Source organism: Paraliobacillus quinghaiensis (genome assembly GCF_003426025.1).
GTDB lineage: Bacteria > Bacillota > Bacilli > Bacillales > Amphibacillaceae > Paraliobacillus_A > Paraliobacillus_A quinghaiensis.
The window spans coordinates 13,102-28,551 of the sequence record NZ_QJSH01000010.1 but is presented as its reverse complement, the minus strand read 5'-3'; the positions used below and the strand labels follow the sequence as shown (position 1 = coordinate 28,551).

The 15,450-nt window shown below is 36.7% G+C and carries 17 protein-coding genes; all 17 read right to left on the bottom strand.

The annotated features are described in order from the left end of the window. Window positions 1–196: 196 nt before the first annotated feature. The 17 genes from spoIIID to D2K40_RS08295 all read right to left on the bottom strand — a co-directional run bounded on the left by spoIIID (window position 197) and on the right by D2K40_RS08295 (window position 15,446). Window positions 197–481 (bottom strand): sporulation transcriptional regulator SpoIIID, encoded by a 285-nt coding sequence (gene spoIIID, locus D2K40_RS08375; RefSeq protein ID WP_117154919.1) that lies wholly within the window; start codon window positions 479–481, stop codon window positions 197–199. A 274-nt stretch (window positions 482–755) separates the two neighbouring features. Further along, window positions 756–1,784, bottom strand: a complete 1,029-nt coding sequence (locus D2K40_RS08370) for an AimR family lysis-lysogeny pheromone receptor (protein WP_117154917.1) — start codon at window positions 1,782–1,784, stop codon at window positions 756–758. Between the two features lie 267 nt (window positions 1,785–2,051). Next, window positions 2,052–2,891: a stage II sporulation protein SpoIIQ gene (locus tag D2K40_RS08365; protein ID WP_117154915.1), complete on the bottom strand. Its 840-nt coding sequence runs from the start codon at window positions 2,889–2,891 to the stop codon at window positions 2,052–2,054. Between the two features lie 313 nt (window positions 2,892–3,204). After that, on the bottom strand, window positions 3,205–4,251 hold the full coding sequence (gene spoIID / locus D2K40_RS08360) for a stage II sporulation protein D (protein ID WP_117154913.1): 1,047 nt from the start codon (window positions 4,249–4,251) through the stop codon (window positions 3,205–3,207). Between the two features lie 231 nt (window positions 4,252–4,482). Next, the gene (gene murA / locus D2K40_RS08355; RefSeq protein WP_117154911.1) at window positions 4,483–5,793 is read right to left on the bottom strand and encodes a UDP-N-acetylglucosamine 1-carboxyvinyltransferase; all 1,311 of its coding nucleotides are present in this window, start codon (window positions 5,791–5,793) and stop codon (window positions 4,483–4,485) included. A gap of 35 nt (window positions 5,794–5,828) precedes the next feature. Next, window positions 5,829–6,548 (bottom strand): YwmB family TATA-box binding protein, encoded by a 720-nt coding sequence (locus D2K40_RS08350; RefSeq protein WP_117154909.1) that lies wholly within the window; start codon window positions 6,546–6,548, stop codon window positions 5,829–5,831. A gap of 128 nt (window positions 6,549–6,676) precedes the next feature. After that, a complete protein-coding gene (locus D2K40_RS08345; protein ID WP_117154907.1) occupies window positions 6,677–6,910 on the bottom strand; it encodes a DUF1146 family protein in 234 nt (77 codons plus the stop codon). A gap of 354 nt (window positions 6,911–7,264) precedes the next feature. Beyond that, on the bottom strand, window positions 7,265–7,846 hold the full coding sequence (locus tag D2K40_RS08340; RefSeq protein ID WP_117154905.1) for a LysM peptidoglycan-binding domain-containing protein: 582 nt from the start codon (window positions 7,844–7,846) through the stop codon (window positions 7,265–7,267). A gap of 444 nt (window positions 7,847–8,290) precedes the next feature. Next, window positions 8,291–8,692, bottom strand: a complete 402-nt coding sequence (locus tag D2K40_RS08335; protein WP_117154903.1) for a F0F1 ATP synthase subunit epsilon — start codon at window positions 8,690–8,692, stop codon at window positions 8,291–8,293. A gap of 87 nt (window positions 8,693–8,779) precedes the next feature. Further along, entirely contained in the window at window positions 8,780–10,180 is a 1,401-nt protein-coding gene (gene atpD / locus D2K40_RS08330; protein ID WP_117154901.1) for a F0F1 ATP synthase subunit beta, read from the bottom strand. 30 nt (window positions 10,181–10,210) lie between these two features. Beyond that, window positions 10,211–11,083 carry an ATP synthase F1 subunit gamma gene (gene atpG / locus D2K40_RS08325; RefSeq protein ID WP_117154899.1) on the bottom strand — a complete coding sequence of 291 codons (873 nt, stop codon included), beginning with the start codon at window positions 11,081–11,083 and terminating at the stop codon, window positions 10,211–10,213. Window positions 11,084–11,178: 95 nt separating this feature from the next. Beyond that, window positions 11,179–12,690, bottom strand: a complete 1,512-nt coding sequence (atpA, locus tag D2K40_RS08320) for a F0F1 ATP synthase subunit alpha (protein WP_117154897.1) — start codon at window positions 12,688–12,690, stop codon at window positions 11,179–11,181. 21 nt (window positions 12,691–12,711) lie between these two features. Next, complete coding sequence (locus tag D2K40_RS08315; RefSeq protein ID WP_117154895.1) at window positions 12,712–13,254, bottom strand: F0F1 ATP synthase subunit delta; 543 nt, start codon at window positions 13,252–13,254, stop codon at window positions 12,712–12,714. Further along, the gene (gene atpF / locus D2K40_RS08310; protein ID WP_117154893.1) at window positions 13,254–13,778 is read right to left on the bottom strand and encodes a F0F1 ATP synthase subunit B; all 525 of its coding nucleotides are present in this window, start codon (window positions 13,776–13,778) and stop codon (window positions 13,254–13,256) included. The genes D2K40_RS08315 and atpF overlap by 1 nt, the downstream gene beginning before the upstream one ends. A gap of 241 nt (window positions 13,779–14,019) precedes the next feature. After that, complete coding sequence (atpE, locus tag D2K40_RS08305; protein ID WP_117154891.1) at window positions 14,020–14,226, bottom strand: F0F1 ATP synthase subunit C; 207 nt, start codon at window positions 14,224–14,226, stop codon at window positions 14,020–14,022. A 53-nt stretch (window positions 14,227–14,279) separates the two neighbouring features. Continuing rightward, window positions 14,280–15,005 (bottom strand): F0F1 ATP synthase subunit A, encoded by a 726-nt coding sequence (gene atpB / locus D2K40_RS08300; protein WP_117154889.1) that lies wholly within the window; start codon window positions 15,003–15,005, stop codon window positions 14,280–14,282. Window positions 15,006–15,029: 24 nt separating this feature from the next. Continuing rightward, complete coding sequence (locus tag D2K40_RS08295; RefSeq protein ID WP_117154887.1) at window positions 15,030–15,446, bottom strand: ATP synthase subunit I; 417 nt, start codon at window positions 15,444–15,446, stop codon at window positions 15,030–15,032. Between the last annotated feature and the right edge of the window lie 4 nt (window positions 15,447–15,450).

Here is a 15,450-nt window from a genome sequence, read left to right as displayed (position 1 = left end):
ACGTTTTTTTACCGTATGAAAATAAACTACTTCTAATTATATATAATAGCATACATATACTAGATTCGTTAAATAATTTTTAGAAGAAGTTGGATTTTCTGTGAATTTTATTTTAGTGAAATGGAACTTCCTTTTAGTTTGTACGATTAGAAGTTAATCATGCGCTCACTTGTTTCCGTGTGGGAGGATCATTCAATCAAGAAATCGTTTTCAATACAGGTGCTGATTCTTCTTTTGATAACTTGTATTTCATCTTTGTTGCTTCTCCACCGCGTAGATGTCTGATCGCTTTGTGATGATCTAGAATCAGTTTCACTTCGTTAGCTAATTCCGGATTAATCTCGGGTAGTCTTTCTGTTAAATCCTTATGCACGGTACTTTTCGAGACACCGAACTCTTTCGCAATTACTCGAACGGTTTTCCTTGTTTCAACAAGATGTTTACCAATCTGGATTGTTCTTTCTTTGATGTAATCATGCACATCACTAGCCTCCTCATGTTGTCTATCCAAGGTGTCAACGAGATAAGGGAATTAGATGATGTCATGTTTGCTGCTGTTTTGTATTTATGAATGCTTAAGTATTGGTAAATTGGACTGTTTTATGTTCGCTATAAATTCACCTTAGATTTTCTTGTTTGGTTTGTATCAGTTTATTAGCTAATCATTTTGAATATGATTAAAATTTCCTAATGGCAAAATGGACAAACTTATCAATGGCACAAAAAAAGCCCCAATTCATCAATTGGAACTTACGTTACATCTTCTGTATTGCTTGAAGTGGTAAACGAGCAAAGAAGTGATCGCTTCGCTTTTTGAAAAAATCATTGTAGGAGCTTACTAATTGTTTTCTATCTTGATAAGCAAGTCCGAGATAATACTTGGTAAAAGGTGTTAAGTTTGTAAAGCCTTGTAATAAGCTCTGTGCTTTTTCAAAATTACCTTTTGCTATTTCCAAATGGGCTTGCTCACTGACTATCGTTGTCGTCACGTTTTCCGGTTTGCCGAAATGTGCATAGACAAACGGGTAGTTTTGATTATCAATCATTTTCAATAACCGTTCTTCTTCATAATCTACAGCAATTTTTCTTGCTTGTTGCAAATGATAGATACTGGATTCATAATCATCAAAAATGTACGTTAAACTTAAATTGACATGTAAATGTGCTTTTTGTTTTTCGTTATACATTTGATTCAACAACCTGAATCCGTATTTTCTTGATAGAATAAGAGCATTTCGTTTCCAATAGTAGACACATAATAATAACTCGTAGCTTCGTGTGCACAAAGCTAAAGCCAATTGATTTTCAATACGAGACATGAAAGATTGTAATTCTTCTATTAATTCTCCAAATTCCTCGTATTGATATAAGTCAAAATGTATGTTGATTAAGGTAATATGAAGAATACACTTTAGCTCTATATCATCATCCGTATTTATTTTTTTTAATGTATCTAAAATTTGGTGATGTGGGATACTACGCTGGCGCCTTGCAACGATCAATTCAAAAGATTTTGCCCATTTATCGTTTAATTGATTACGTGTTTGTTTATTTCTTTCTATTAAAATAGCTACATCCTCGTAAAAACCATTTATATATAGAAAGAACATTCCAATCCGCAAATCGTGTTCATTGGTAGATACCAAACAAAAATCTCTTGCTAATGAAATAGCAGCCGCTTCTCCATATTGTTGACTTGCCCATAAGATATACTGTTCTAAATCCATATTTAATTTGTGATAATTCTTGCTGTTTACTATATGAAAAGGGTTTACTTTCTCCATTAGCTTTCCCCCCGATGCTAAACTCTCTATAGTATTTCTCGGAAAAATTGATTAATCTATGTTTTTCCTCTTTAACTTTCTGATTTTTGAGTAAATCAAACGTATATATATGTGTTTTATCTATTATTTTTTTAAATTATTTACTGCAAACCCATTCTACCTTATTGAAGATATTTAATCTAGTTGTGTATCTTTTCACATAATATTCAGTATAGTAGATAAAAAAAGCATGAAGGAACTTATCCTCCATGCTTTTCTTTTAACTTTTTATGCGTTTGTTGTAGCTCTTGATGATTCACGATTATCTGAGTCATTCTCATCTTCAGAATTGTCTTCATCTTCTTGCTCTTCGTCAGAAGTTATGGAAGAAGTATCTTCCGCTTCTTCACCATTATCGTCATCTTCCGTAGGAACTTCGATGTCAGATAACGGTTTGTTTAAAAACTGTTCTGGATCAACTGCTTCTCCATCTTTTCTTACTTCAAAGTGGACATGTGTGCCATTAGCTTGATTAAACACATTCTTACCAGCAGATGCAAGTGCTTCTCCTTGATCTACTTGTTCACCACTTGTAACAGTCACATCTTGTAAACTTGCATAATGTGTTGTAACACCATTGTCATGCTTCATTTCAATTACATAGCCTAATAGAGGATCTTGTTTTACCTCTATTACTTCGCCACTTAAAGCAGCCGTAACTGGAAATGTTTCATCTGTTGTTGACGCAATGTCTATACCTTTGCTTTGGTAATATTTATTGTCGTATAGAACGAGTGCTTGTTCTTGCTCTTCTGATGTTTTTTCGTAAGCATAAAATTTTGTTACGATTTCTGTTTGACTAGCTTCAAGAACTGGCATTTTGATGACTTCTGATTGGTTTACAACTGGACTTGAATCCTGTTCATAACCTAATGGGTAGCCATCGTTGTCTACTTCTGATTGCGGTGTATCTGTTGCTTCTGGAATTTGGTTATCTAAGTTTTGATACCAAAGTACTCCAGCTAATAATAGTGCAGCAACTGTTAGATATACAGCAGGGAAAAACCATTTCTTCTTAAATACACGCTTCCAATTGTTTTTTGAAACGCCTTTATTTTCCTCTTTCATTTCGCATCACCTCAGCAACCATTCTGATCAGAAAGAGGAAATTATATACATTAAACTCTATTTTTTTTATTAAATCTCTTAAAATAATGATATTATGCTAAAAATGGGGCATATAGGGGAGTTTAATAAGTATGATTTTAGTTCTTCTGATAGATAATGTGGCGATCCGGCGAAGCATTGAATTAAAGTTCAGCGAAGTGTGCATTTATTCGGCGACTTTGAGATTTATTCGGCGACTTCATAAATAATTCAGCGAATACTGAATTACTCCGGTATTCGCTGAACTTTTCAATAGATCAGATCAATTATCCATTTAATTTCGCGCTACTAGTGTTGGGGTGGTGTCTTGTATTGTATCTATTTCTACTCCTTGATAGTAATAGGTTACGATTTCTTGATAGTTTTTTCCTTCTTCGGCCATTCCGTTTGCTCCGTACTGGCTCATTCCTATTCCATGTCCATATCCTTTTGTTGTAAAGATGATATGGTCACTTTTTTGTTCGATTTCAAAGTCAGACGATCGCAGGTCTAATTTTTGGCGTACATCTCTTCCGGTAAAAGTTTTTCCTGCTATTTCTACAGTTTTAATCCGATTACTTTCTGTTTTAGTCACAGGAAATGTTGTGTTATCTGGGATTAATACACCTAACTTACTTTCAACTTCCTTGATAGGTATAATCTTTTGATCTAGAAACTTCGGTGAATCTTCATCCCATGGACTTGCAACACTAGTCAAATATGGCAAGGCATTTTGCCAATAGTCCTCAGAGTTCTCCGTGTAGCCATTACTTGTCGAGAAAAAGGCTGGTGTAATTGGTTGATCATTGTAGGTTAAAATTTGACCTACAGTAGCTGCTACTGCTTGCTGTATTTTTTTCATTTTCCAATTATAATCGCTTCCCCATACTTCACGTAATTCTTCATCATTCTTGTAAACCTGGTGTTGAACAGTATCTTTCACATGAAGTTCTTTACCATCTGATTGGGTTTGGGCCAAATAATTCACAATATAGGTACGAGCTGCAAGTGCCTGCGCTTTTAATGCTTCTTCTTCAAATTCCGCTGGCATCTCTGAAGCAACAACCCGTGTCACATAGTCTTCAAGAAGCACAGTCTCCGTTTGATCTGTTTTTGATCGAGTAACTTGAACAGAGAATGCTGAATCAGCTGCATTAAAACTAATTTCATCAATTTCTGATTGCTGCTCAACTAAGGAAGCAGTTTCATCACTATCAGTACCTGTTAACACGACGACTAAAGTGGGAATCACCAAAATAATAACGAGTAGTGTACTAACGGTTAAAAAGCTACCAGATTTCCAATTGACTTTTTTCTGTTTCATTTTTTTATAAGGATGCATGAATGTCCTCCCTTTGCAAAACAACATGTTAGTTATCTATTATCTACTCTATACAGAAAAGTAATCTAATAGAACGAAAAAATGTTATTTGACAAAGATAATCTAAGGGGGAATCTGAACTATTTTTGTCGGGGATTAGTAGGCCAGTGGCATAAGAAGTGAGATACAAAAAATAGGCATATCTCAATGCGAAAATTTCACCTGAGACATACCTATTTCCATTTAGTTATATTACAATGCGGAGATTTTTTGTGTTTCTGATTCAAAAGTGATTTCTTCATCACTATCATTGACACGTTCAATCACAGCTCCTAATTGAGCAAGCTTACCTGTGATATTTACATATCCACGATCTAAGTGTTTCAGTTCAGTCACGCGTGTATATCCATTTGCAGTTAATCCTGCTAAAATTAGAGCAGCACCTGCACGTAGATCAGTTGCAGCTACTTCTGCCCCTTCCAATGCAATTGGCCCTTCAACTATTACGTTTCGACCTTCAATTTTAATCATTGCATTCATACGACGAAACTCTTCAACATGCATAAAACGATTCTCAAACACAGTTTCTGTAATGACACTTGTGCCATTTGCATTTAACATTAATGCCATAATTTGCGACTGCATATCTGTAGGAAACCCAGGATGTGGCAAAGTCTTCAAATCAGTTGCCATTAATTTCTTAGGTCCAATAACACGAATGCCATCTTTTTCTTCTGTAATCCGAACGCCCATTTCTTGCATCTTAGATATTAGGGAACGTAGGTGTTCCGGTTCTGCTCCTTTTATAAGGACGTTTCCTTTAGTGATTGCTGCAGCAACCATAAAAGTACCTGCTTCAATTCGATCAGGTATAATGGTATGGTCTGCTCCGTGTAAGTTATCGACACCTTCTATTACGATTGTTTCAGTGCCTGCACCGACCACGTTTGCCCCCATTTTATTCAAGTAGTTAGCTAGATCCACAATTTCTGGCTCTTTTGCAGCATTTTCGATCGTTGTTTGACCTTCTGCTAAAGTTGCCGCCATCATAATGTTTTCTGTTGCACCTACACTTGGCACATCTAAATAGACTTTCGCACCCTGTAAGCGTCCTTCAGACTTCACTTCAACATATCCATTTCCAACATGAACATCTGCTCCCATAGCTTCAAAGCCTTTTAAATGCAAGTCAATCGGTCTTGAGCCGATAGCGCATCCACCAGGCATTGCTACTTTTGCGTGACCAAATCGTGCGATCATTGGCCCTATAACAAGTACTGATGCACGCATCTTTCTTACATACTCAAAAGGAGCTTCTGTAATCAAAGGTTTGACTGCATCAACAGTTACTGTATTATGGTGAAAATGAATATTTGCTTTCATATTACTCAGAACATCTTTCATCGTCACAACATCAGCTAATGCTGGTACGTTGTGAATTACACTTTTTCCCCTATTTGCCATTATACTTGCTGCGATGACAGGCAATACAGCATTTTTAGCACCTTCTATTTTTACGGTACCCTTTAATTGCCTACCACCCCGAACGATGATTTTCTCCAAGGTTCATTCTCCTCTAAAGTCCAATTTCTATATTATTAATATTCATTCGTTAGGATAGGTGTTCCTAATGTAAAGGTTGTTTTTCCATTTGCATCATTTCGGGCGGCTACTTGAACGTTCATTTGTTCGTCCCAAATCGGAATAGTAGCATCCCATTTTTCTGTATAACCAGATATGACAATAAAGTCTTTTTCATGTAATCTATTAAGCTCTTGAACGCGTAAATTTTCTTTTATTGTTTCAAAAAAATAATCACTTCTAATATTATCATCTGCCTCACTAATTACACAAGTTAATTTTGTCATATTTTCACTAAAAAGTTCTTCCATTACATTTCTAATGCGATTTTTTACGAATACTTCTTGAAAGGTACCATTTCCTGTCGATTCTATTGTATAGATAACCTCTGCGGTTTCATGTTGTTTAGCAACCACTATTATAAGTGATTCGGCAGTATGTTCGTTTTTAAGGGGGGGATAGATGTATTTTATCATTTGATCTGATTCTTCAATTGTGTAAGTCTTTGAAAATCCAGCTTGATTTATATTATGTATGATAGCTGATAATTCTTGTTTCTCAAATGTTTCTTTCAGTCTAACCTGCCAATTGGAAACTTGCATATCTTGTTCTTCAACAATTTCCATTAAATCTACTAACTCTAGAATACTAGATTTGTTCACTGCTGTTACTTGAATTTGTGCTGTCATTGTTATTAGTAGTACTAGCACCATAACTATACGCTTATTTTTATTCATAATTTACTCTCTCCCACTACTTTTTAATAACCAGTATGTACGTAGGGGCTGTTAATCATACTATAAGAGGTTCGTCAATTCATGACAAAAATAGCGAGCGCCGAGTGCGCTCGCTATAAGAGGGTGTTCTAAAAGAAATAAACCATTTGTTGTGACCATTCTAGGAAATCTAAGAAGAAATTGCTCACTGTAGATCCTAATGCAACTGCAACAAAAATAATCACGACTTTTGCTTCAAATGTACGCATTTTTTTAAATACGTGATCTAATCTAACTGCTTGTAGTACTTGCCATGTAATAATAATAAAGATGATGTGCGAAAACATACTTATTAGCGCTTGTCTTCCGAGTTCTTGCATCATACTTATCTTATCCTTTCTTTTTATAACTGTTTCCAGTACTTATATTACCACAAAGTGCAAATCCACTCAGCATATACTTAATTTCCCGTTATTGTGCTATGTATCGCGAATTATTTTACTATTTCCCGGGAAATTGCGACAATATTAGTTAACTGAATACAGTTGAAGGAAATAAATGGATACCATTAAAAGAACAGCGCAAACCGAAGATCCAATTTCAGAAGCGTTTTTCTTCTGAGAATTAGCTGAGGTTTTGCTTCAGGAACGCCTAGTGTATTTCCGTTGCCAAAGTTATGGATAAAATAATAGCTCCTACATTAGATGCAGGAGCTAATCTTAATTGTTATTCATTTTTTATTCAGTTGGTACTGCGATTTCTGAACCAATTATTAATAGATAAGGATCTACGTTTGGATTGGCTTCAAGTAAATCGTCCACAGTCACACCATCATAAACACTTGCAATTTCATAGAATGTGTTACCTGGCTGAACTGTGTGATAGACATAATCTTCACTTGTGTCATCTTCACTAGCATAGTCAACAACTACTAGCTCTGAGCCAATTGTTAGACTATAAGGGTCGACGTCCGGATTTAATCTTTCTAGATCATCTACAGTTACACCGTCATATACTGCAGCAATCTCCGCGAATGTGTTACCTGGTTGAACTGTGTGTGTTACCATATCTTGTCCTGCTTCTCCATTGCTTGTCTCATCAGTTGGAATAACAATTTCTGCTCCAACTGGGAGCATTTTAGGGTCGTAGTCATTTGCTTCTACTATTTCTTCAGTAGAAACATCATCATGATTCTGAGCTAGTCCCCAATACGTGTCACCAGGATCTACTGTTACTGATTCGGATGCTGAAACGCCGATTGCCCCAAAAATCAATCCACCTCCAACTACAGATGTTATCGTTTTTGTGACCTTCTTCATTTTCTAACTCCTCCTTTTTAGTAACGGTATATTAATCTGTTCCACGTGACAGCGTTTTTAAACATGGTTATATAAAAGAAATATTTTCACCTTTAAATATATATAACAGGTACCATGGTACGGAACAGCTCAATACGGTTTGACCTTTTAAATGTTCACTTAGAAATATATCCTCTAACTAGCGCAGGAAGCAAATGGATGACACTCCTGCGGGAACAGCACAAACCGAAGATCCACTTGGTGAAGGGGTTTTCTTTACCAAGTTAGCTGAGGTTGTGCCCGCGGAAAGGGAATCCATTTGGTGACGTAGCGAGTAAGTCTAAGACTTTAATACATAGTTTATCTAAATAGTCTCATAAGCAACAATCCATTAGAAAAAACCGATACAAAAAGACTTTAAAACCAATATGGTAATAAAGTCTTTTTCTTTGATTCTATATGTGCTTATCGTTCGTCTATTATGTCCAGACGGTTTATGGCACGTCTTAGTGCATATTCTGCCCTTCTGAAATCAATATCATCTTTTTTAGTTTTCAGGCGTCTTTCTGCACGCTCTTTTGCTTTACGAGCTCGCTGAACATCTATGTTACCAGGTGTTTCAGCAGATTGTGCAAGAATGGTTACTTTATTATCGTTCACTTCAACAAAACCACCATTAATCGCAATCTTTACTGTTTTACCATCTCGTTTTAAGCGTGCAGCGCTAATTACGAGTGGTGCAATAATTGGCGTGTGATTTGGAAGAATACCTAGTTCTCCATTCTCGGCCTTACAAACAACCATTTCAAATGTATCTTCCAGAATAGGGCCATCAGGAGTGACAACACTCACCGTTAATGTTTTCAATGAAACCCCTCCTCGGGCTGGAAAAGCTATTCTCTTTCGTTTATCAATCTGGCATGAAATTGATAGGACTTAACCAATCAATTACATTTAAGCCATTTGTTTTGCTTTTTCAACAACTTCTTCGATTGTTCCAACTAAACGGAAAGCATCCTCTGGAAGATCATCATACTTACCTTCTAAAATTTCTCTGAATCCACGTACTGCTTCTTTTACTGGTACATAAGAACCTTCTTGACCAGTAAATTGCTCCGCAACGTGGAAGTTTTGTGATAAGAAGAATTGAATGCGACGTGCGCGTGAAACGGTCAATTTATCCTCATCTGATAATTCATCCATACCTAAGATTGCAATAATATCTTGTAACTCTTTATATTTTTGCAATGTTTGTTGTACTTGTCGAGCTACGTTGTAGTGCTCTTCTCCAACAACTTCAGGGTCTAATGCACGTGAAGTAGATGCTAATGGATCCACCGCAGGGTAAATACCTTGCTCAGATAATTTACGATCTAAGTTAGTTGTAGCATCTAAGTGCGCAAATGTCGTTGCTGGCGCTGGGTCAGTGTAGTCATCGGCAGGAACATAAATAGCCTGGATCGATGTTACGGATCCTTTGTCAGTTGACGTGATACGCTCTTGTAATTGTCCCATTTCTGTTGCTAGTGTTGGTTGGTAACCAACGGCAGACGGCATACGACCTAATAGGGCAGATACCTCTGAACCAGCTTGTGTGAAACGGAAAATGTTATCAATAAACAATAGAACGTCTTGTCCTTGGTCATCACGGAAATATTCAGCCATTGTAAGACCTGTTAAAGCAACACGCATACGCGCTCCAGGTGGTTCATTCATTTGACCAAATACCATTGCTGTTTTTGTGATAACACCTGAGTCTTTCATTTCAAAGTAAAGGTCATTACCTTCACGTGTACGCTCACCAACACCGGCAAATACGGAAATACCACCGTGTTCTTGTGCGATGTTATTGATAAGCTCTTGGATTAGTACCGTTTTACCTACTCCGGCACCACCAAACAAACCGATTTTACCACCTTTAATATATGGTGCTAATAAATCAACTACTTTAATACCTGTTTCAAGAATTTCTGTTTCTGTTGCTAAGTGTTCAAAATTTGGTGATTGACGATGGATTGGATCGCGACGAACATCCTCTGGAAGTTTTTCATCCAAATCAATATTTTCGCCTAATACATTAAAAATACGACCTAATGTAACATCACCTACTGGAACTGAAATTGCTGAACCAGTGCTTACTACTTCTGCTCCTCTTTGGATACCTTCCGTTGATTCCATTGCAATTGTACGAACTGAGTCATCTCCCAAATGTAATGCAACTTCAAGTGTCAAAGATTTGCCGCCCTCTGTTTGAGGAGAAACTACTAATGCGTGATAGACTTCTGGGAGTTCTCCATTATCAAATTTTACATCAATAACTGGTCCCATGACTTGTGTTACGTGTCCTTTACTCATCGATTTACCTCCTAACTTACATTTCTTAGTTTATTCCTGAGCTGCTGCGCCACTAACAATTTCCGAGATCTCTTGTGTAATCGCCGCTTGACGTGCCCGGTTGTATTGCAGTGATAGATCATCAATTAATTCGTTTGCATTATCTGTTGCGCTACGCATCGCTGTCATACGTGCAGCGTGCTCACTTGCCTTACTATCTAATAGTGCACCGTAAATTAAACTTTCCGCATACTGTGGTAACAATGATTCTAAAATCTCAGCTTTGCTTGGCTCAAATTCATATTCACTGTTACTATTTACGTCCTCTTGCTCTTCTTCATCAAAGCCAGTTAGAGGTAGTACTTTTTTAGTTACTACTTCTTGTGATATGGCACTAATAAAATGATTATACACAATGTTCAGTTCATCAATTTCTTGATCAATATAAAGTTGAACTGATTCTTGCGTTAAATCTTGAATATCTGAGAATACGGGTTGATCTGATAAGCCAATAAACTCATTTGTAATCGGCATATTACGTTGCCTGAAAAAGTCTCTTCCCATTCTCCCTACAACAATAATGGTATACTCTTCTGGTGATTGATGCTTTTCATGAATCATTCGGTATACTTTACGTAATATCCCACTGTTAAATGGTCCTGCTAATCCACGATCAGATGTGATCACAAAATATGCTGTCTTTTTTACTTCTCTTGGTTTTAACATTGGATGTTCAAATGTTTCATTACTCAATGCAATATGCTTCACGATTTCTTGCATCTTTTCACTATAAGGAACAAAAGATGTTGCATTTTGTTCTGCTTTACTTAGTTTTGATGCAGACACCATGTGCATAGCATTCGTAATTTGTTTGGTTTTTTTAGTTGATCCTATTCGATTCTGAATATCCCTTAACGATGCCACTTACATTCAGCCCCCTTTCTTCAAAAGGTTTCTGGTACAAAAGAAGGACGCAAAATTAGATCAGAGATGATTTTTTTCGCGCCTTCCAGTTAAAATTAATGATCTGAAACGACAAATTGCTCTTTAAATGCTTCAACTGCTGCATTCATATCTGCAGTTTCTGGAAGATTACCTGTCTCACGAATTGATTTTAGAATATCTGCATGGTTTGTTTCCAAGTAAGCAAAGAATTCTGATTCAAAACGTGTAACATCATTTATTGAAATATCATCTAAATAACCGTGTGTTAACGCATAAATAATCATAACTTGTTTTTCAACTACAAGTGGTTTATGTAGGCCCTGTTTTAACACTTCAACCGTACGAGCACCACGATTCAATTTAGCTTGTGTTGCTTTGTCTAAGTCAGATCCAAATTGTGCGAAAGATTCTAATTCGCGATAAGATGCTAGGTCTAGACGTAATGTACCAGCAACTTTTTTCATTGCTTTGATTTGTGCAGATCCACCTACACGAGATACCGAAAGACCTGGATTAATCGCTGGTCGTACACCAGAGAAGAACAAATCAGACTGTAAGAATATCTGTCCATCTGTAATGGAAATAACGTTTGTTGGGATGTATGCAGAAATATCACCAGCTTGTGTTTCAACAAATGGTAATGCTGTTAATGACCCAGCACCCTTTGCATCACTTAGCTTTGCTGCACGTTCTAACAAACGTGAGTGTAAGTAGAATACGTCACCTGGGAATGCTTCACGTCCTGGTGGGCGTTTAAGTAGTAATGAAAGTTCACGATATGCGTTTGCTTGTTTTGATAGGTCATCATAAACTACAAGAACGTGTTTACCGTCATACATGAATTCCTCACCCATAGCCACACCAGCATATGGGGCTAGGTATTGAAGTGGTGCTGGTTCAGATGCACCGGCACTTACGACAATTGTATAATCTAATGCGCCATGTTTACGGAAAACTTCTGTTGTTGAACGTACAGTAGAGTCCTTTTGACCAATAGCAACATAAATACAAATCATGTTTTGATCTTTTTGATTTAAAATTGTATCAACTGCGACCGTAGTTTTACCTGTTTGACGGTCTCCGATAATTAATTCACGCTGTCCACGACCAATTGGCACAAGTGCGTCAATCGCCTTAATACCTGTTTGTAGTGGTTCATGTACTGATTTACGATCCATAACACCTGGTGCTGGAGCTTCAATTGGGCGTGTTTTCCCTGTTTCAATTGGTCCATTACCATCAATTGGCTGACCAAGCGGGTTTACAACGCGTCCTAATAGTTCTTCTCCAACTGGCACTTCCATGATACGACCGGTACGACGTACTTCGTCACCTTCACGAATCTCCGTGTATGGTCCTAGGATAACAATACCTACGTTACTTTCTTCTAAGTTCTGGGCTAATCCCATTACTCCATTTGAGAATTCAACAAGCTCACCTGACATGACGTTATCAAGTCCATGCACACGTGCAATACCGTCCCCGATTTCAATAACCGTTCCGACGTCACTGACTTCAATATCTGCTTGATAATTCTCAATTTGCTGTTTAATCAGCGCACTGATTTCTTCAGCTTTAATGCTCATGCCAATTCACCCCTATCATCATTAGTTTACCGAAACTATATTTCGTTCAATTCGTTCTAATTTACCTTTTACTGATCCATCATAGACCGTATTACCAACTTTAAGTTTAATGCCACCTATAACAGAAGGGTCGACAACATTATCAATTTTCAATGAATTAAGCGATAGTTTTTTTGCAAAAACAGTTGCTAATTGTTGTTTTTCATCTTCAGAAAGTTTACGAACTGAATAAACTGTTGCCACACCAATTCCTTTTAATTCATTTGCAAGCGCAACGAACCCGTCAACAATAGCTGGAACGACTTCTTCATTATGACGATCAATTAAAAGCTTCAACGTATTGTGAACCTCTTGTGAAAAATCTTTAAAGGCTTGATCAATCAACTGTTTCTTTTTCAATCCATCCAAGCTAGGATTTTCCAAGAAAGTATTAAAATCTGGATTTTGTTGAAAAACTTCTTTGACAATTAAAAGTTCAGATTCAATTGAATCAACGATTTCTTTTTTTTGTGCTAGTTGAAAAAGAGCTTCTGCATAGCGTTTGGCAATCAATGCTTTACTCATTACTCTTCTCCTATCTCTTTCATGTAATCAGAAATTAATTTCTCTTGATCTTGTGCATTTATTTCTTTTTCAATTACTTTAGTTGCAATTTGTACGGACAGTGAGGCAACCTGTTCTTGCAGTGCTTGGATTGCATTTTCTTTTTCTTGCTTGATTTCTTCTTGTGCTGATTGTTTAATTCGTTCTGCTGCACTTTCAGCAGCTTTAATAATGGACTGTTCTTGTTCAGCTCCCGCCTTTTTAGCATCTTCAATAATTCCTTGTGCTTCTTGACGAGTTTGTTTTAATCGGTCATTTGCTTCTTGTGATGCTTTTTCAGCTGCGACACGGTTTTTTTCAGCAACATCTAATTCATTTGCAATATAATTTTCTCGTTCTTCCATTTTACTAAGTAATGGAGCCCAAGCAAATCTCTTTAACAAATAAAGTAACACTGCAAAACTGAGTAGTGAAAAAATAATATCTCCAATATGCAAGCCACCAGCTGCTGCTCCAAGAATAAGATTTCCCGTTAAATCTTGCACTGTGTTCACTCCTTCCAACTACATCATATAAACCATCTTTGTATATCTTAATCAACTAGCGATCTTTTCCGTTGATCATCAATTACTTCTTTACAATAGAAAAACTTGACTTATCGCCAAGTTTTTTGGTGAAAGCCTTAATATTACAATAGGTTCATCCTATTATTTGAGACTTAAAGGAAAAGGCGAAAAATCCCCCGAAAGACAAATTCCGCCATTCTCATTAATGATTATTGTATTATTACAGAATCATAAAGGCTACAACGACAGCTAAGATTGGAACCGCCTCTACCAACGGAATCCCGATTAACATAACTGTTTGTAGTGGACCACGTAATTCTGGTTGACGTGCAATCCCCTCTACTGTTGTTTTTACAATTAAACTACTACCATAACTTGCTCCTAAAGCTGCGAAACTTACCGCTATTGCTGCTGCTAATGCTGACATGTAAAATTCCTCCTTTTAAAATATGTAAAACTTTTTTTGTTTTAACATTATACTTAATGGTCATCTGCCACTTTATGAGACATATAAACCATTGTTAACATAGTAAAAATAAATGCTTGGATTGCTCCAACAAATAAACTAAAACCTTGCCAGATCATCATCGGAAACATTGCTCCGATAAATGTGATCGGTAGTGCAATAAATGCCATTTTAGCAATGAGAGCTAAAAGAATCTCACCTGCAAAAATGTTACCAAACAAACGAAAACCAAGTGTCATCGTGTTGGTGAACTCCTCCATTAACTTAAAAGGTAAGATAAATGCAACTGGGCTTGTCAAGTCTTTGTAATACCCTTTTATCCCTTTAAGTTTGATACCGTAGAAGTTAGATAGAACAATAACAAAACCTGCTAATGACAATGTGATACCAATATCCGATGTTGGTGATTTCCACCATAAATCGTGTCCATACACTCCCATCGTGATAACACCTAAAATATTAGCAATAAAGATGTACAAAATTAATGTGAGCCCTAAAGGTAAAAACATTTTCCCTGTTCGCCAATCCATCGCATCTCCAATAATACCTTTTACGAAGTCAACTAGTGCCTCCATCACATTCTGAAAACCTTTTGGCTTAGTTTGCAAATTACGACTTCCAATTACACCAATGATAAACACAATTAACGATGCGACAAACGTCATCAACACAGTTGATGCATTAAAGTCAAACCCGGGAATTCCGAGAAAGTCATGCACAATTGGTGATTCGTGATCCACTTGTTTCACCTCTTTTCTCAAATGTTAATCTTTTAATTGAAATAATAAAGCATCTATCATAATAACAACATACATTGTCATTATTCCAGCTATTACAGCAAAAAAATGAAAGTACTGGGCAAATGTTTCGGCAATAAAGAGCGTCAAAACAATCAAAGTGAATCGCACAATAGTACCGATTCCCATTGTTTTTTTCCCTTTCACTACTGCTTCGCCTAGCTTTTGGACTCTGCATTGTAGTAACCACAAATTAAAAGAACTTACCACACTACCCAAGAGTAATCCATTAAAAATGCTATGAAACGATGTTGCAACTGTTCCTACTACCACAATAATTAGGTAATAAAACAGCCATCTCTTCTGACGAGTTATCATTTGTTGATATTCCTGCATGACTATTCGTCCCCCATAATCTTGAACTAGACGCAATCTTTTATACATTCAC

Bases quoted from the DNA above. Each gene is read 5' to 3' on its own strand.
- D2K40_RS08350 (WP_117154909.1), bottom strand. From the start codon at position 6,548: ATGAATAAAAATAAGCGTATAGTTATGGTGCTAGTACTACTAATAACA.
- D2K40_RS08365 (WP_117154915.1), bottom strand. From the start codon at position 2,891: ATGAAAGAGGAAAATAAAGGCGTTTCAAAAAACAATTGGAAGCGTGTA.
- D2K40_RS08370 (WP_117154917.1), bottom strand. From the start codon at position 1,784: ATGGAGAAAGTAAACCCTTTTCATATAGTAAACAGCAAGAATTATCAC.
- D2K40_RS08345 (WP_117154907.1), bottom strand. From the start codon at position 6,910: ATGATGCAAGAACTCGGAAGACAAGCGCTAATAAGTATGTTTTCGCAC.
- spoIID (WP_117154913.1), bottom strand. From the start codon at position 4,251: ATGCATCCTTATAAAAAAATGAAACAGAAAAAAGTCAATTGGAAATCT.
- D2K40_RS08315 (WP_117154895.1), bottom strand. From the start codon at position 13,254: ATGAGTAAAGCATTGATTGCCAAACGCTATGCAGAAGCTCTTTTTCAA.
- atpA (WP_117154897.1), bottom strand. From the start codon at position 12,690: ATGAGCATTAAAGCTGAAGAAATCAGTGCGCTGATTAAACAGCAAATT.
- atpD (WP_117154901.1), bottom strand. From the start codon at position 10,180: ATGAGTAAAGGACACGTAACACAAGTCATGGGACCAGTTATTGATGTA.
- D2K40_RS08340 (WP_117154905.1), bottom strand. From the start codon at position 7,846: ATGAAGAAGGTCACAAAAACGATAACATCTGTAGTTGGAGGTGGATTG.
- D2K40_RS08295 (WP_117154887.1), bottom strand. From the start codon at position 15,446: ATGTATAAAAGATTGCGTCTAGTTCAAGATTATGGGGGACGAATAGTC.
- atpE (WP_117154891.1), bottom strand. From the start codon at position 14,226: ATGTCAGCATTAGCAGCAGCAATAGCGGTAAGTTTCGCAGCTTTAGGA.